This is a genomic window from Geminisphaera colitermitum TAV2 (assembly GCF_000171235.2).
Lineage (GTDB): Bacteria > Verrucomicrobiota > Verrucomicrobiia > Opitutales > Opitutaceae > Geminisphaera > Geminisphaera colitermitum.
Map to the genome: position 1 here is coordinate 1 of NZ_ABEA03000202.1, position 15,218 is coordinate 15,218.

Annotated in this window: 13 protein-coding genes and 1 pseudogene; 8 read left to right on the forward strand and 6 right to left on the reverse strand. The window is 62.8% G+C overall.

Annotated features, from left to right (window positions below; all coding sequences use genetic code 11):
- The 3 genes from OBACDRAFT_RS23395 to OBACDRAFT_RS23405 all read left to right on the forward strand — a co-directional run.
- A partial coding sequence (locus OBACDRAFT_RS23395; RefSeq protein ID WP_043589452.1) for a right-handed parallel beta-helix repeat-containing protein occupies positions 1-1,075 on the forward strand: 1,075 nt, incomplete at its 5' end.
- Between the two features lie 24 nt (positions 1,076-1,099).
- Positions 1,100-1,783 carry a type II secretion system protein gene (locus tag OBACDRAFT_RS23400; RefSeq protein ID WP_052362466.1) on the forward strand — a complete coding sequence of 228 codons (684 nt, stop codon included), beginning with the start codon at positions 1,100-1,102 and terminating at the stop codon, positions 1,781-1,783.
- Positions 1,784-1,841: 58 nt separating this feature from the next.
- Positions 1,842-4,223: an FUSC family protein gene (locus tag OBACDRAFT_RS23405; RefSeq protein ID WP_043589499.1), complete on the forward strand. Its 2,382-nt coding sequence runs from the start codon at positions 1,842-1,844 to the stop codon at positions 4,221-4,223.
- Between the two features lie 11 nt (positions 4,224-4,234).
- Here OBACDRAFT_RS23405 and OBACDRAFT_RS23410 read toward each other — a convergent pair whose 3' ends face one another.
- Positions 4,235-5,230 (reverse strand): hydroxyacid dehydrogenase, encoded by a 996-nt coding sequence (locus OBACDRAFT_RS23410; RefSeq protein ID WP_043589454.1) that lies wholly within the window; start codon positions 5,228-5,230, stop codon positions 4,235-4,237.
- 260 nt (positions 5,231-5,490) lie between these two features.
- Here OBACDRAFT_RS23410 and OBACDRAFT_RS23415 point away from each other — a divergent pair, with 260 nt between their 5' ends.
- Positions 5,491-5,874 carry a pilus assembly FimT family protein gene (locus OBACDRAFT_RS23415; protein ID WP_043589458.1) on the forward strand — a complete coding sequence of 128 codons (384 nt, stop codon included), beginning with the start codon at positions 5,491-5,493 and terminating at the stop codon, positions 5,872-5,874.
- Positions 5,875-5,953: 79 nt separating this feature from the next.
- Here OBACDRAFT_RS23415 and OBACDRAFT_RS23420 read toward each other — a convergent pair whose 3' ends face one another.
- The 3 genes and pseudogenes from OBACDRAFT_RS23420 to OBACDRAFT_RS30995 form a co-directional block, all read right to left on the reverse strand.
- Positions 5,954-6,607: a hypothetical protein gene (locus OBACDRAFT_RS23420; RefSeq protein ID WP_043589460.1), complete on the reverse strand. Its 654-nt coding sequence runs from the start codon at positions 6,605-6,607 to the stop codon at positions 5,954-5,956.
- A gap of 349 nt (positions 6,608-6,956) precedes the next feature.
- Positions 6,957-7,766, reverse strand: coding sequence for a substrate-binding domain-containing protein (locus OBACDRAFT_RS23425; protein ID WP_232767710.1), 810 nt, complete (start codon positions 7,764-7,766; stop codon positions 6,957-6,959).
- 126 nt (positions 7,767-7,892) lie between these two features.
- Positions 7,893-8,048, reverse strand: a pseudogene (locus OBACDRAFT_RS30995) (LacI family DNA-binding transcriptional regulator); the annotation flags it as partial.
- A 110-nt stretch (positions 8,049-8,158) separates the two neighbouring features.
- Between OBACDRAFT_RS30995 and OBACDRAFT_RS23430 the strand changes: the two are divergent.
- Both OBACDRAFT_RS23430 and OBACDRAFT_RS23435 read left to right on the forward strand, forming a co-directional pair.
- Positions 8,159-10,201, forward strand: coding sequence for a heparinase II/III domain-containing protein (locus tag OBACDRAFT_RS23430; protein WP_043589463.1), 2,043 nt, complete (start codon positions 8,159-8,161; stop codon positions 10,199-10,201).
- On the forward strand, positions 10,134-12,194 hold the full coding sequence (locus tag OBACDRAFT_RS23435) for a heparinase II/III domain-containing protein (protein ID WP_232767688.1): 2,061 nt from the start codon (positions 10,134-10,136) through the stop codon (positions 12,192-12,194). Before OBACDRAFT_RS23430 ends, OBACDRAFT_RS23435 begins: the two co-directional genes overlap by 68 nt.
- A 7-nt stretch (positions 12,195-12,201) precedes the next feature.
- Here OBACDRAFT_RS23435 and OBACDRAFT_RS23440 read toward each other — a convergent pair whose 3' ends face one another.
- Both OBACDRAFT_RS23440 and OBACDRAFT_RS23445 read right to left on the reverse strand, forming a co-directional pair.
- Positions 12,202-12,489: a type II toxin-antitoxin system RelE family toxin gene (locus OBACDRAFT_RS23440; RefSeq protein WP_043589470.1), complete on the reverse strand. Its 288-nt coding sequence runs from the start codon at positions 12,487-12,489 to the stop codon at positions 12,202-12,204.
- Positions 12,482-12,727, reverse strand: a complete 246-nt coding sequence (locus tag OBACDRAFT_RS23445) for a type II toxin-antitoxin system Phd/YefM family antitoxin (protein ID WP_043589472.1) — start codon at positions 12,725-12,727, stop codon at positions 12,482-12,484. Before OBACDRAFT_RS23445 ends, OBACDRAFT_RS23440 begins: the two co-directional genes overlap by 8 nt.
- A gap of 132 nt (positions 12,728-12,859) precedes the next feature.
- On the opposite strand from OBACDRAFT_RS23445, the gene OBACDRAFT_RS23450 reads away from it, so the two are divergent.
- Complete coding sequence (locus OBACDRAFT_RS23450) at positions 12,860-14,257, forward strand: polysaccharide pyruvyl transferase family protein (protein ID WP_088179338.1); 1,398 nt, start codon at positions 12,860-12,862, stop codon at positions 14,255-14,257.
- 55 nt (positions 14,258-14,312) lie between these two features.
- Positions 14,313-15,197, forward strand: coding sequence for a PEP-CTERM sorting domain-containing protein (locus OBACDRAFT_RS23455; protein WP_043589474.1), 885 nt, complete (start codon positions 14,313-14,315; stop codon positions 15,195-15,197).
- Positions 15,198-15,218 lie beyond the last annotated feature (21 nt).

The following is a 15,218-nucleotide window of genomic DNA, read 5'->3' on the forward strand; positions in this document are numbered from 1 at the left end:
CCTCAACGTCCGCGATTTCGGCGCGCGCGGCGACGGCGCGGTCGATGACACTGCCGCTCTCCAACGCGCCCTTGATGCACTCCCTGCCACCGGCGGCACTCTCGTTTTCCACGCTGGAGTTTACCGCATCGACACCACGCACTCTGACCGAGCCACGTTCTTCAGCGCGCTCGATCGACACCTCCTCCTCGCCGACAAAAACAACATCGTCATTGAAGGCCCGGAGACATCGGGAGCCGACGCGCTTCCCGACGCCGTGCTCGTATTCCAAAACCCCGACGCCATCGGCTTACGTCTCGTGGCAACCAGCAGCCTCACCCTGCGCAACCTGCAACTCCGCCTCGCCACTCCAGCCCCCGTCCGCCACAACCGCGCCCTGCTCGACGCCGCTGGTTGCACGCAACTCGCCATCACGCGCCTTGTCACCATCAACTCCGCCGGACCCGGCATCCGCATCGACACCTGCCGCGACGTGCGTATTCAAAATTCACTGATACGCGGCTCAGGCAACTTTGGTATTTCCATCCAATCCTCTGACCGCGTCACTGTTTCCAACAACCGCCTTGAGGACAGCCGCGACTCCGGACTCCGCCTCGATCAAGTCGGCGGCCTCACACGCACACCGCGCGGCATCGTCTTTGACAACAACACCATCACCGGTTCCCCCGAAGGCTTCGGCGTCAGCCTTTGCGCGGGCGACGACATCACTCTGTCCGGCAACACCATTCGCGACACCTATCAGGCCGGTCTCGCCATTTATCAGCAGCAGGGATTCTTACCACGCATCGGCAAGATCGCACTGACGGACAATACCTTCGCGGCTTGCGCCACCGGCAAACATTCGCCGACACGCGGCGCGATCACGGTTTTCGGCCCAGCACCAAAACAGCTCGAAGTGATCCGCACCCGCTGGGCGCCCGCCACACCGGACGATGTCGTTGCCGTGAGCATCCGCGCTTTGTCCAAGGGACGCCCCATTGAAACGCTCACACTGCGCGACAACAATTTCGCACGCGAACACGTTGCCATCCAATCCGGCAGCGAGGCTCACATCAAAACCCTCACCATCGAATAAACGTCCGCCCCCCCCCCTCTCGTCATGAAACCTACCCGCTACTTTTCAGGATTCACGCTCATCGAATTGCTCACTGTCATTGCGATCATCGGCATCCTCGCCGCCATCATGCTCCCTACCGTGTCACGTGTGCGCTTTAGTGCGCGCACCACACAGTGCCGAAGCAATCTGCGCCAAATCGTCAGTTACATGATTCTCGCAGCGAACGACAATAAGGGGCGGCTGCTGGATTTCCCGAGTTCCAAAATCGGCACGCGTGACGAAAACACCCGAATCCAGGTTTTGTTGCAGGGACAAAGCGATCCCGCCGACAGCAACATAAAAAGCCTCGGCCTGATTAAAAAAGGTGAACAATCACAAATCTTGATTTGCCCGATTAACAAACAATACGGCCAGCCGCTGACGAGCACGCCGACGTGGGAGTGCCACTACTCGGCCAACCTGCAAGTTTACAAATCATGGGACGCTTCCGCCACGCGCGTGTTGACGCCCTCACGCTTGGACGACCCGGATTTTGCACGCCTGCCGATTGTGTGGGACCAGCGCGGCGACAGTCCGGTAAACACAATCCCCGGCAAATACACCGCGCATCACAGCAATCCTGGGGCAGCGTCGGTGCTCGATAACAAGGTCGAACGCAGCGCGACTTTTGGTTATCTTGACGGCAGCGTCCGCTTTCTAAAACACCCGCAAAAAATCGCCCCCTAAGTCACTTCAACAAAACGGCGTGACGTGCCGGCGGGGTGTGGGGCAGGCTGGCGGGCGCATGGCAAAAATCTCATGGATGACATGGGCTGAAATCCGGCGGTGGGCGCTGCATGAAGCGATGCGCCCGGATCTCGCGCGGGCGACGCGGGCGGCGGTCGCGTTCATGGGTTCGTTCCTAGCAACGTGGCATCTGGGGTGGCCGTCAGTGGCGATGTTCGCGGGGATGGCGGCCCAGAATATCGCAATGATCGATGTGAAGGGCGATTACCGGGCCCGGTTTTGCCTTCTGCTCGCCATGCAGGTGGTGCTGGCAGGAAGCGTGGGGCTGGGGGCTCTGGCTTGGTCGGGGGAGTTGCCGATGATGCTGGCGTGCACGGTGCTGATCGCGGCAGGGAGCGGCTTGTGGCGGCACTTGAGCAGCGATTATGGCCCGACCGTCGCAGTGGTGTCGGCCCTGCTGTTTTTTGTCTCGCTGGCAGGCGAATCGCATGGCGGACACGTGGGTCCCGCAGTGCTGGCCACGCTGGCCGGCGGCGGGATGGGTATGCTGCTTCAAGTGGCGTTGTGGCCCTGGCGGGCCCAGCATCCATTGAGGCGCGTGGTGGCGGAGAGCTGGCTGGCGCTGGCAAGGGTGTTCGAGGTGATGGGGGAGGAGAATCTGGATCGTAACGAAACCACGGCGCGTAACGAAAAATCGAATACGCAGTCGGTCCGGCGTCTGTCCGCCTTGCGTGATCCGGAAGGTGCGCTGCGCATGGCCATCGACCAGGCGGACCGGATGCTGGTCAGCGCAGCCCCGGGGTCCGAGGCGCAGAAACGGGTGGTGGCACAGTTGATCGAACTCAATCTGTGGGCCGCCCGGCTCGCAATGGCAGCGGGTGCGGTTTACACGTTGCTGGAAGGCGAGGAAAGCGAGGCGCGGGTCAAAGGCGCATCAACGGCGGAGGGGGGGGGAGGGGGGGACAAACGGCGGAGCTGGCGCAGTCAGTTGTCGGCTTCGGCGGTGCCGTTGTTTGTCGGACTGGCCAACTTGGGACGCTCGATCGCGGTCACGGTGGTGTCGCGTCAGCCGGGGCATCTGGCGGCATGCGAAGTGCGGCTGCGCCGTCTCGACGGCATCCTGCGCGGTCTGGAGGCACGCGCCCAAGGATTGCTCGCCACGCGGGCAACCGGTCTGGCGAAAGAAAACGGGCACTCCGCTCTCAAATCAGGCGACATCGCGCATGTGGCGGAGTTGTTACGCGAGTTGGGACAGCGGCTGGCGGGAGTGGAAACCGCGGTGCGACCCACCATCGAGCGCGCGGATGAACGGGCGGCGTTTCCGCTGGAGTTGCTGGACTTGAAAACGTGGCAACTGCGTCCGCTGGCGGCGACGATCAACCTGAAGCCGCGCCTGGACCGCGTGCTGCTGCGATTCACGCTGCGGCTGACGGTGCTGCTGATGGGGGGCGTGACGGCGTTTTACCTGCTCGACTGGCCGCATGGCTACTGGCTGCCGTTGACGATCATGGTGGTGTTGCAACCCGACTACGGGACGACCCGGGCGCGGGCGGCGCAGCGGCTGGCGGGGACGGTGGCGGGGAGTTTGCTGGCGTCAGGTTTGTTGTGGCTGCGGCTGCCGGCGGGCGTGGAGTTGGGCGTGATCGCGGTGTGCGTTTTCCTGTTCTGTTATCTGGTGCGGCGCAACTATGCGGTGGCGGTGTTTTTCGTGACGGTGTTCGTGGTGCTGTTGATGGAAGCCTCGGGCGCTCAGACGGCAGGCGTGGCGCTGGAGCGCACAGGTGCGACGCTGGCCGGTGGTTTGGTGGCGCTGGGCGCGGCCATTGTATTCTGGCCCGTGTGGGAACGGGAACGTCTGCCGCCGCTGATGGCGGGCGCGCTGCGGGCCAATCGTGACTATCTCGCGGCACTGGTGGACCGGCTGGCGCACGGGGGCGTGGTGGACGCACCGTTGGTCCAGGCAAAGCGGGCGGCCGAGTCGGCCAACGCCACGGTGTTTTCATCACTGCGACGACTCTACGGCGATCCACGCAACCGCCGTGATCGCGTGGAACGGGCCGCCGTGCTGGCCAATGCCACGCAACGGCTGACACGCATCGCCACGGTTTTGATGCTACATGTGCGACGGCCCGCGGAGGCACCTCACACGGTGAAGGAGGTGCAGATGGAGGAGGAAGCCGCGCGCGTGATCTCCCCCGCGCACGAGGCGGTGGCACAGGTGATCATGAATGCGCTGGACGCACTGGCCAGCGAGGCGGCCCTTGGTTTGGACACGCCCCGGACGTCTGGACATCGCAACGCGATCCTGGCCGCCCATGCCTTGGCGTTGGATACGCTGGAACTGCCTCCGGAAAATCCGGCGACCGACTGGGCGACCTCCGGACTCGGACGCGCCGCGGCCGAGGTGCGCGCGTTGATCGAGGAACTGGGCTCGGCGTAGTTGACAACCCACTACGCCAGCAGCGCGGCCTTCTCCTCGCTGATGGCCCACTTCATGGGTTCATTGCGTTCCCAGCGGTCGAACTCGTCGATCATCAGGCGGCCCATGCGGCGGCATTCGCGATTTTGCGAACCGGCAATGTGCGGCGTGAGAACCACATTGGGCAGCGTATAAAACGGCGAACCTGCCACCGGCGGCTCGGGATAGGTGACGTCGAGCAGGGCGGTGAGATCGGGGCGCTTGGTGAGCACGTCGATCATGCCGGGTTCGTGGACCACGGCGCCGCGCGCGGTGTTGATGAAAGTTGCGCCGTTTTTCATCAGTTCGAAATGGCGGCCTTGGATCATGCCTTCGGTTTCCTTAAGCCAGGGCGTGTGCAGGCTCACCACGTCGCAGCGGCGGAAAATGTCATCGAGCGACACCATTTCGACATCGAGCGCGGTGGCCTGCGCCTGCGTCACGAACGGATCGTAGGCGAGCACGTCGAGATCGAAGGGGCGCAGGCGTTCGCGCACGAGGCGCCCGATCATGCCGAGCGAGATGAGGCCGACTTTGCTGCCGTAGCCGCCGGCGCAGGGGACGCGCTCCATATGCGCGCCGAGGCGATTGGCCCCGAGGGCGTAGCGCCAGGTGTTTTTGAGGCTGAGGAGTACCGCGCCGAGGGTGAACTCCGCCACCGGGATGGCGTTCATCGCGTAGGCGCTGGCGACCAGAATCGAACGCTTCCAGAAGGCCTCGGACGTAAATCCGCGAATGGACCCGGCTCCGTAGAAAACGGACTGAAGCTTGGGCGCGGCGTCAAGGAAGGCGGCGTCCATCATGGGGGCGCCCCATCCGGAGAAAATCACTTCGACGTCGCGCAGGAGGGCGGGATTCCTGCCCAGTTCCGCCTTGGTCAGGGGACGGGGGGAGAGCAACTGCACGCGGTGTGCGATTTCAGCGAGCATTTCTTCGCCGTAAATGAGTTCAAACGCGTGAGATTCGAGAACGATCAGACCTTTCTTCATAGGGAGGAAGTGCTGACAACACTCTTCCTGCCCGCGGATAACAATCCCTTTTTGCCTGCGCACGTTGGCAGAAATCAGGACGAAGCGGTTTTGTGCTGACTTTTACACAGAGAGGCCAGGTGCCGTACGGGGCCTCACCTCGCGTCAGGCCCAGGCAAAAAAAAATTAGAGCAACGGGTATGTTTTACAACGGCAGCCACACTTTGGGATGGCGGCGTGGGGGGGCAGGCTGCTCACTGCTGGGAAATCCAGAGCCTATTATGCCAGCCATTCCTGTGATTCAAAAAACGAGTTTTCGTTCAACCAAGGGCGTTACGATCGTCGAACTTCTTCTCATCGGCATGATCGTGGTCCTTGTCGGTCTGATGACGCTGCCCTCGTTCACCAGCGACCACAGCGATGCCCAGGAAAAACGCGTGATCCGCAACCTGCGCCAACTCGCCGATGCCGCGCAACTCCACTTCATCCGGACGGGCGACAGCATGGTGACCCTCGACCAACTCGTGGGACCGGGCAAAGCGATCAGCGAACTGCCCTCCATAGCCGGCGAGCGTTACCCGGCGGTAATCCGGCGCGACCAGACGGAATTTATCGCCACCGGCAGCACGATTACCAACAAGCCGGTCATCAAATATTCGCAGTAGTGCGGAGTGATGCCGACTGAACGCCGCCGCCCGCCGGGGGGGAGCGACGGCTTTGATGGCGACATCAGCCCCTGCAAAATCAAGATTTGTGAATCCCCTCCCGGCCACTCGCCGGGATGGCGACATCGCGCACCGGCGAATGAAATGCTCCCTCGTTCCTCCCGTGCCTGACATGCTTGACGCGCAACTCCAGCGAACGTCTGGACAACAGCGCCACTGCGACGGGCAGGCAGAACAACAACGTCATCAACGCCACCTCCAACCTGGGCGCGCCCATGACAAGTCCGCCCACCAGAATGCACACCGCGCCCGCCAGGTGAAACGCGTATAACTGCCTCAATGCGAGCGCCATGGTTACGGCGACCACCAATGCGATGGCGGCATTGAACGGCGGCAGAAATCCCAAGACCATGCCGGCCAGATAAGCCGTTGGAGCCGGCAACGAATCATCGCCATCGCGCACGAAGCAATGCTGCAACAGCACACCCAACCCCAAAATGATGCCGACGAGAAAAAACGGCAGCACGCCACTTCTGCCCTCGTGGCAAATGAGGGCCGTGCCAAGCCAGGCCCGCAGGCCATCACTCACATTGAGAGGCGTCAAAAAATGTGGGAAAAAGGAACTGTTTTCCAACACATGCGAAAGAGTCACCAACCTGTGCCTGCCGCGCACGAGGGATGACGAGGGTACGACGAGCAACGTCGCACCTATGAGATAAAGAACGGTTTCCATGATCTGAGTCAGTCTGGTCTGGACGTGGTAGAGTCCGGTCCGTGCTCCCCTCCCGCTACGGTCCAAGACGGACCACTGGGGCGCATGGCATCATGAGACAGTGTGGTAGAAAAACGCTGGCCGGAAGAATCGCCCGTAACCCAATCCTTGCGCCTCATTCCGTCAACACGCGCAACCGGCTAAACCCCAATCAGCAGCGAGCCTAATCCGGGACATACTATCTCATAACACACGAACTATGAGGAGATCACCTCATTTCCCAGGCGGGAAACGACACTTCCGCCCGACTCTATGTTGCGAACAAAAAGTTGCTGCATGAGAGGGCGGAGCACCGCCCCCCCCCCCCCCCTCATTCCGGAAACGACGCCCCCTCCACCCAGTGTCCCCGGATCGAAACCATCCGCGGAAACGCCGGTTGACCCAAGTGGTTGCCATGCAACAACGACACCAGCAAATCCACCGCCGCGTGCCCCACCTCCACCGTATGCGGATCAATCCCAGCCAACCCCGTTTCTCCGCGCTGCACCAAATTTACCACCCGCACCTCCTCTGGCACGCGATAACCCGCTCCCATCAGAATATCGCGCACATCCCGCCCCGCCGACAACACCACCTCCGGCCTGTAGCGCTCGAACCACTCGCACACCTCCTCTTGTCCCAAATGCTCCTTGGACGAAAACAGAGGCGGCAACCGGTCCCGAGCCTGGATTCCGTGCCGGTAAAACAAATACCGCGAACCCCATGCATGATTCGTCGAGGCATCCACGCGATTTGTAATAGCCAATCCGATACGCCTAAAACCCGCCGCGCGCACATGCTGCAACGCACACTCGAAATCGTAGGTGTAATCCGAACAAACCTGATGCAGCCCCTCATGGGCGGTATTGAACCCGATCAACACCGTTGCAAAATACCGCCAGTCCAACTCCGGGAATTCCATATCCGGAGCATCCGCCCCTGGAAAAAACAACACCCCCTGAATCCCCCGCGCCCGCAAAATCTGTGTCAGCCGCGCATCCGACACCGGACTCTCCCCCAGATAAAACTCATCGATCCCATATCCCTGCCCCTCCGCGCTCTCGCTGATCGCATCGTAAAGCGGACGATAAAACGAATCCTTGAACTGCCGCCTGCGAATCGCCTGTCCAAACCGGCTCACCAACGCGATCCGCCCCGTTGCAATACCCCCCTCCCCCCCCCCCCTCACATTCGCATGCCCCCTCCGCCCCGGACGCCGCTCCCGCAACTGCGTCATCAATGCCGCGATCATCGGATTGGGCCGGTACCCCATCTCCTCCGCCGTCCTGCGAATCAAATCCCGCGTCGCCTGCTTAATGTCCGGATGATTGCGCAACGCCATCGAAACCGTGGCGCGACCAAAACCCGAACGATCCGCGATATCCTGCAACGTAGGGCGCACTGGGGCGGGCAACTTGCTCATGCCACTGATACAAAACCCACCAATCACAGCCCGCCAACCCTGATTCTTTGAACGAGTTCAAAAATCGTGCAATTGAACACCAGTCAGCCAGCATTTCCTCTCTCCACTCCATGAACACCTCCGCCCCGCGCCGCCTCCCCGCCCTCCTTGCCTGCGTAACCCTCTTCGCATCCGTGTGCACCGCCGTTCACTCCACGCCTCCACCCGCCGCCGCCCCCTCCTTTGCCGCGCGCATCGACGCCCTGCGCGACCAACTCGACACGCCCGAAGTGACAGCGATCCTCGCTCGCGCCGACTCCCTTGCCGCCAGTCCCATTCTCGTCCGCGCCCGCTCCCTCGATCACATGGCCGCCACCGCCGCCAACCCCGCCGCCGGGCGCACCACCGACACCCGCAACAAAAGCGACGGACTCCGCCGCCGCAACCGTCCTGAAGACGCCGAAAAATTTGCCCTCGCCTCCTCCGACATGGGCGCCGCCCGCACCCTCCTTGAAGAACTCCCCCTCCTCGCCGCCGCTTGGCGCCTCACCACCAAACCCGCCCTCCGCGAACACCTCGAAAAACAACTCCGCGAAGTCTCCACCTGGACCCCCTTCCAACGTCCCGGCTGGACCCTCTCCGCTCGCAAAGACCCCCTCCCCTCCGCTGGCGACGGCGTCTGGCTCGCCACCGGCACCCTGCTGCAAGCCCTCGCCATCACCCTCGACATCCTCCCTCAAAACCCCACCGCCACGGACGCACTTCCATCCGACCTCCTTGTCGCCGTCCGCCAGCGCATGGCCGACGAAATCCGCCGCACCCACCACGACTGGACAGCCCGAATCCCCTGGTATGTTCAAAGCCAGAAAGTCACCTCCAACCAATGGGTTGTCCCCGCCAGCGGCATGTTCGTAGCCGCCGCCGTCCTTGGCCGCGACCAATTCCCCGAAGCGTATCAACTCGGTCAGGACAGCCTTCGCCGCAGCCTCGCTCTTGCCGGTGACGACGGTTCCCTCAACGAAGGCCACACCTACGGCATGGCCTGGACCAGCTTCTCACTCCTACTCGCCCGCCACTACGCCCGGCAAACCGGCGACACCCAATTCGCCCGGCAACCCTTCTTCCAAAACTTCCCCAACTGGATGGCCCTTTACTTCCAACCCGGCCAAAACCCCGTCAACGCCTTCGACGGCTTCAACGCCCAACGTCGCAACCTCGCCATCACCGATCTCACCCACCTCGCCGCTGTCTCCGGCAGCCACGCCTTTGCGCAAACCATGCTCCGCGAAACCGGACGCTTCCGCCAAAACTTTTTTGCCCTCCTCGCCCTCGGAGAACTCGCCTCCTCCTCCCGCAGCCTCCCTCCCCCCCCCCCCCTCCCCACCGCCGGCCTCTTCCAACGCTCGCACATGTTCATCTGGCGCCAGTCCTGGGCTCCCGACGCATCCGGACTCTGGATACGCGGAGGCGACGCGGAGGATTTCCATACCCACCACGACCGCGGCCACATCAATTTCATCGTATCTGGAACCCCAATACTCATCGAATCCGGCACCCCTGGTTACGCCAACAAACGCAAACGCCCCGACTACGACTCCACCCTCGGCCACAACGTCCTCACGCTCGACGGCGACACCCTCCCCCCCCACGCCCCCGCGCCCATCACCGTTGCCCGCCACGACGCCACTGGCGGCGACCTCTCCATCGATCTGCGAAAAGTTTATCCCGCCCTCTCCGACGCCACCCGCAGCGCCACTTGGACGCCCGCTACCCTTCGTGTCACCGACACCATCGCCACACGTCCCAACGCACCCGCCGTCACCCCCGCCTGGCGCTGGCACCTCGCCACCGCCGAGCCTGCGCGGATCGAACAACTCGCACCCAACCGCCACCGCATAAAAATCCCCGCTGGCCGCATCGTTTTTCCCGCCTGGGTCGGCCCCTGGCAAAACCCCGACCTCCCACGCCCGCAAGGTGAAGACATCCTCAACACCGCCGCCATCGAACTCGAAATCACCGCCGATGCCCCCATCACCGTCCAGGCGATTACGCACCCCGATCACACGCTGAAATTCCGTCGCACCGAAAATCCGCACACAACACTCGTTGTCAGCACCCCCCAACCCATCCAGCACCTCACCCTCACCACAACCCTCACCGCCACCGTCCCCTGACATTGGATGTTGGACGTTCGACGTTGGATGTTGGACGTTCGGCGAAGCCGCCTCCCTCCCCCCCCCCCCTGCCATGCGCTCTCGTTGTCTCGCACTAGCCACCCTAGTCTGCATCACCACGCCACTGCCAGCGGTCCCTCTGGCCGAACTGCCCCGCCAGCCAACCAGCACACTCCTTGACCGCGCCGCCAGCGACACCACTCCCGCTGTCGTCGCACTGCGTGAAAACCTCATCGTCCGCGCCCGGACGGACGCCGCCAAACCGATCATCCGCCGCGTCCATTCCATTGCCAAAATCGAAACCTCGCGCATTACACTCAAAGCCACCGTCGCCAACGCCAGCCCTGAAAACCGCGAGACATTTGCCCTCGCCATGTACGACGCCGACTCTGGAGGCGTTCTCTCCATCGAACTCCCCCGCCTCGCCGCCGCGTATCGGATAACTCACGACACCGCGCTCCGCGACCGCCTCCTCGCCCAACTCGCGGAACTCACCACCTGGAGCCCCTTGCAACGCCCCGGCTGGACCCTTGGCGGAGCCCGCGCCAAGCCCCTCCCGCCCGCGGGCGACGGCATCTGGCTCGGCACCGGCTGGCACCTGCGCGGCATCGCCGACGCCCTCGACCTCCTCCCTCCCGACGAGATTCCCCCCAGCCTGCTCACCGCGATTGACGCCCTGCTCGACCGCGAGATCGCCACCATCCTCGACGACTGGCACGCCCGCCGTCCCTGGTTCGTCAAAAAACCAGACCCCGCCAGCAACCAATGGGTGTTGCCCGTCGAAGGCCTCATTCGCGCCAGCCTTTATCGCGGCGCCCGGCGAGACAACGCCCCCCCCTCCCTCCGCGATGCCTACGAATTTGGCGTGCGCTGCCTCATGCAATCACTCGACGCACAAGGCGCACGCGGCGAATTTCGCGAAGGCCTCACCTACGCCTCCATCACTGTCAAAGGCCTCCTCTCCTCTGCCCGCGCCATGGCTCGCACCGGTGATGAACGCGCCTTGTCCCACCCCTTCCTCGCCCACACCGGCACCTGGTTCGCACACCACATCCAACCCGGCGGCTTCCTCATCAACGCCTTCGACACCCTCAACGGCGCTCGCGGCCAGCTTGGCATTTTTGGCAACGTCTTTAGCGAAATCACCGTCAACACCGGCAACCCCCATGCGCTCTGGGCACAACGAACCCGCCGCCTTGCCGGCGACCACGTTGACGCCCTCATCGCCGCCACGATTCCCGACACCCTCGCCCAGCCGCCGCCACTCTTCGCCGTGTATCCCGACGCCACCCGCGTCAACTGGCGCAGCAGTTGGGACGATGAAACAGCATCCGGAGTTTGGATACGCGGCGGCGATGCCGGCGACCGCCACGACCATCAGGACCGCGGCCATGTCAATTTCATCATCGGCAACCGCGCCCTCCTCATCGAAGCCGGCGCACTCAATTACGCCACGCCCCAATTCACCACCCGGTATCGAGGCGTCCCCGGCCACAACGTCCTGCAAATCGGCGATCTCGCTCCCGAACAAATGACCGGCGACTGGCTTGCCCGCTCCGGCCAGATTCTCGACACCGCTCATCGCCCCGCTCCCATCACCGTTCACCGCATGGACGCCGATGGCGGCGACATCACTGTCGATGCCAGCCATTGCTATGCCCGTGCGTCCCTCTGGAAACGCCGCGTCGAGTGGACCGCCACCCGCATGCGTATTCAAGACACCGTTACACTCAAGGAACCCGACATCGCCCTCTTCCGCTGGCACACTGGCGAAGCCCCCGATGCGCTGGTAAAACAACTCGAAAACGAACTCCAGATCGGCAAAGTTCGCCTCAAGTGGGAAACCTCCACACCTATTGAAACCCGTATCGAATCCGCCCCCGACGCCACCCTCCGCGCCCGCACGATTTCCAACCACGCCACCGCCATCATCCGTACCCGTGACCCAGTCACGGAGTTCGCCCTCACAACGACCGTGGAACTGGCGGAGTGAATGCCAGCTACTCCCGTCCAAGCTGTTCTCTCATCAATGCGCTGAACAACTCATAAACCAGCTTTCGCTCCTCGGCAAAAACGCAGTCGATCGTCATTGGTTCAACGTAACAAAAAATCACCCGATAACGCCCCACCCGAAGACGCCAGAACCCCGCCAAATCATTTTCCAGCGCACGCACCACCCCCTGCTGTTTTCCCAACCTTGCGATGGCCTCGCGCAACTTGTGCTTCGGACCCGGAGCCATCGTTTGCAAGAAATGCTCCACCTGCTCGGAAATGCGCACCTTATACATTGGCGGCAGACAACGGCTTCATCTTGAGCGTGCCCGCCCGGTATTTTTTCAGCGTTCGCATGAAATCTTGCGACGCCAGCAACTCCATCGTCTCCACAATCGCCTCCATGCGTTCGCGCCCCAACACATAAGCGGTGACTTTGCCATGACGCTCGATGGTCACGATCTCATCCTCCGCCTGTTTCATAATACGCGGCAGATTCGCCTGCGCCTCCGTCACAGAATATGTAGTCTGCATGACTTCTCTACGTATTTCCAATGGGAACGAAGTCAACACCCGGCAATGCTCCCCCTGTAGCGCTCCCATTTTTGAACGGGTTCAACCTCCCGCCCTTTGCCCCCCCCCTCCCCCCCCCTCCAGCTTCCGCGCATGATCGCCGCCATCGCCGACATGTCTCCCCCAATCACAACCGCCGCGCCTGCACAGCGCCCGCTTCACCTCCTGCTCCGATCCTCCTGGCAGACCGTTAACATCGGCGACATCGGACACTCGCCCGGTGTCCTGACGCTCCTCGAAAAAAACTTCCCCGACGCCATCATTACCCTCTGGCCCGACCTGCTCGACCGCGGTGTGCGCCCCATGCTTCAACGCCGATTCCCCCGACTCCACATCGCCGACGGCATCATCGACCCTGCCACCGGCCTGCCGACGACGCCCGCGCTTGCCGATGCCATCGCCGAAGCCGATCTCCTCATACACGGATCGGGGCCCGGCATCGTCGCCCTCCCGCATCTCGAAGCCTGGACGCGGCTCACGCACGGCAAACCCTATGGCATCTACGCCATCACCATCGACCCGCTCGGCGCCGGTCCCGCCCATCAGGCCATTCCCAACGAAGGCGACACCATTGCCCGCCAGCGTGCGCTCGTTGCCCAACTCCCCCCCACCCACCTCGCCGCCCGTGAACGCCGCGTGCTCGAATCCGCTTCGTTTGTATTCTGTCGCGACACCCTCACCCTCGATTACCTCCGCGCGCAAAACCTCCGCCAGCCCCGCCTCGATTTCGCACCCGACGGTGCCTTCGCCATCGACCTCCGCGACGACACCGCCGCCGCCACCTTCCTCCGCAATCACGACCTGCATGACCGCGAATTCATCTGCGTGATTCCCCGCCTTCGATTCACCCCGTATCACGAAACCCATGACACCCGGCCCACCCCGCGCGACGAAGGCCGCGCCCTCGTCAGCGCCCGCCACCGCGAAGCCGACATGGAAAAACTCCGTGCCCTCATCACCCGCTGGGTGCGCGCCACCGGCTTGCGCGTCCTCGTCTGCTCCGAGATGACCTATCAAGTCGAACTCGGCCGCGACCTCATCCGTCAAAACCTCCCCGAAGATGTCCGCGACAAAGTTGTCTGGCGTCCCGGTTACTGGCTGCCCGATGAAGCCTGCTCCACCTACGCCCGCGCGCACACCGTGGTCAGCCTCGACAACCACTCGCCTATCTTCGCGCTCGCCGTCGGCACACCCACGATCTTCGTTCGCCAGCCCAGCGATACCACCAAGGGCCAGATGTGGACCGACGTCGGCCTCGGCGACTGGTATTTCGAAATCACAGACCCCGCCACCACCAGCCACGCCATTGCCGACCGGCTTCTCGCCATCCACCACGACCGCCCTGCCGCTCTCGCCCGCGTGAAAACCATCATGAGCCACGTCCGTACCGCGCAGGCGCGCAGCATTACCACCATCAAGCAAACGCTACCGGTTTCAGAGAAATTTGAACGAGTTCAGAAACCTCGCCTTTGCGCCGCCACCACCACCTGACGCACCCTTTCCGCAACCCACACCCACAACGCAGCAATCCACCGCATCCAAACCCATGAAAACAACCATCCTCCACCTCGCCCTCGCCAGCCTCGCCGCCATTGTCTGGCTGCCCGACACCGCCCGCGCCGCCCTGCTCGCGCACGACAACTTCGACTCCTACACCCTGGCCGAATCCCTCAAAACCCAAGACGGTGGCACCGGTTGGAAAGGTGCATGGGATTCGCAGGTGGCCACCACCTCAATCGCCGACAAACTCCTCACCTACACACTCGGCGACTTCACGTATGGCGGCGGCAAATCCCTCGCGGTTTCCGGAGCAAACGCCACCTCCGCTGGCACGCGCGATATCACGTCCGTCGTGACAAACGGTGCGGACGTTTATGTGAGCATGCTCTTCCAAGTCGTCCAAGCCAACAACGCGGACGGCACCATCACCGCAAACCACTTCACAAGTTGGTCACCACGGGATGGCACTTTTACCGCGGCATCGGACAACACACTGCTCCTCGGCTCCTCCACCAAGGCCGGTGCGCGAGTCAACAACCAAAACAAAACCATTACAACCGACCTGCAATATAACACCACCTACCTCGTCGTCGTGCGTTTCAGCGGATGGGCCGAGGATGCAGGCGGTGGCAACTTCAGTTACAAAACGACCACCACCTGGCTCAACCCCACTGCCGCCGACCTCACTTCAACGGACTCCAGCATCGTGGCCACTATCACATCCACCGCTGGAGGCTCCACCGCCTTCAACGGCCTGCAACTGCGCACCAACAGCCTCTCCACCGACACCTACTATTTTGACGACATCCGCATCGGCACCACATGGAACGACGTAGTCCTGAGCACCGTCCCGGAGCCCGCGACCCACGCCTTGATTCTCGCCCTCGGCGCACTTGCTACCATCATCGCGCTTCGCCACCGCAACACCTGAGCACCTCCCCCCCCCCCCCCC

Excerpts from the sequence above, each read along its gene's own strand:
- OBACDRAFT_RS23410 (WP_043589454.1), bottom strand. The coding sequence starts at position 5,230 with ATGAAGAAAGGTCTGATCGTTCTCGAATCTCACGCGTTTGAACTCATT.
- OBACDRAFT_RS23455 (WP_043589474.1), top strand. The coding sequence starts at position 14,313 with ATGAAAACAACCATCCTCCACCTCGCCCTCGCCAGCCTCGCCGCCATT.
- OBACDRAFT_RS23400 (WP_052362466.1), top strand. The coding sequence starts at position 1,100 with ATGAAACCTACCCGCTACTTTTCAGGATTCACGCTCATCGAATTGCTC.
- OBACDRAFT_RS23450 (WP_088179338.1), top strand. The coding sequence starts at position 12,860 with ATGATCGCCGCCATCGCCGACATGTCTCCCCCAATCACAACCGCCGCG.
- OBACDRAFT_RS23415 (WP_043589458.1), top strand. The coding sequence starts at position 5,491 with ATGCCAGCCATTCCTGTGATTCAAAAAACGAGTTTTCGTTCAACCAAG.
- OBACDRAFT_RS23445 (WP_043589472.1), bottom strand. The coding sequence starts at position 12,727 with ATGCAGACTACATATTCTGTGACGGAGGCGCAGGCGAATCTGCCGCGT.
- OBACDRAFT_RS23440 (WP_043589470.1), bottom strand. The coding sequence starts at position 12,489 with ATGTATAAGGTGCGCATTTCCGAGCAGGTGGAGCATTTCTTGCAAACG.
- OBACDRAFT_RS23420 (WP_043589460.1), bottom strand. The coding sequence starts at position 6,607 with ATGGAAACCGTTCTTTATCTCATAGGTGCGACGTTGCTCGTCGTACCC.
- OBACDRAFT_RS23430 (WP_043589463.1), top strand. The coding sequence starts at position 8,159 with ATGAACACCTCCGCCCCGCGCCGCCTCCCCGCCCTCCTTGCCTGCGTA.
- OBACDRAFT_RS23405 (WP_043589499.1), top strand. The coding sequence starts at position 1,842 with ATGGCAAAAATCTCATGGATGACATGGGCTGAAATCCGGCGGTGGGCG.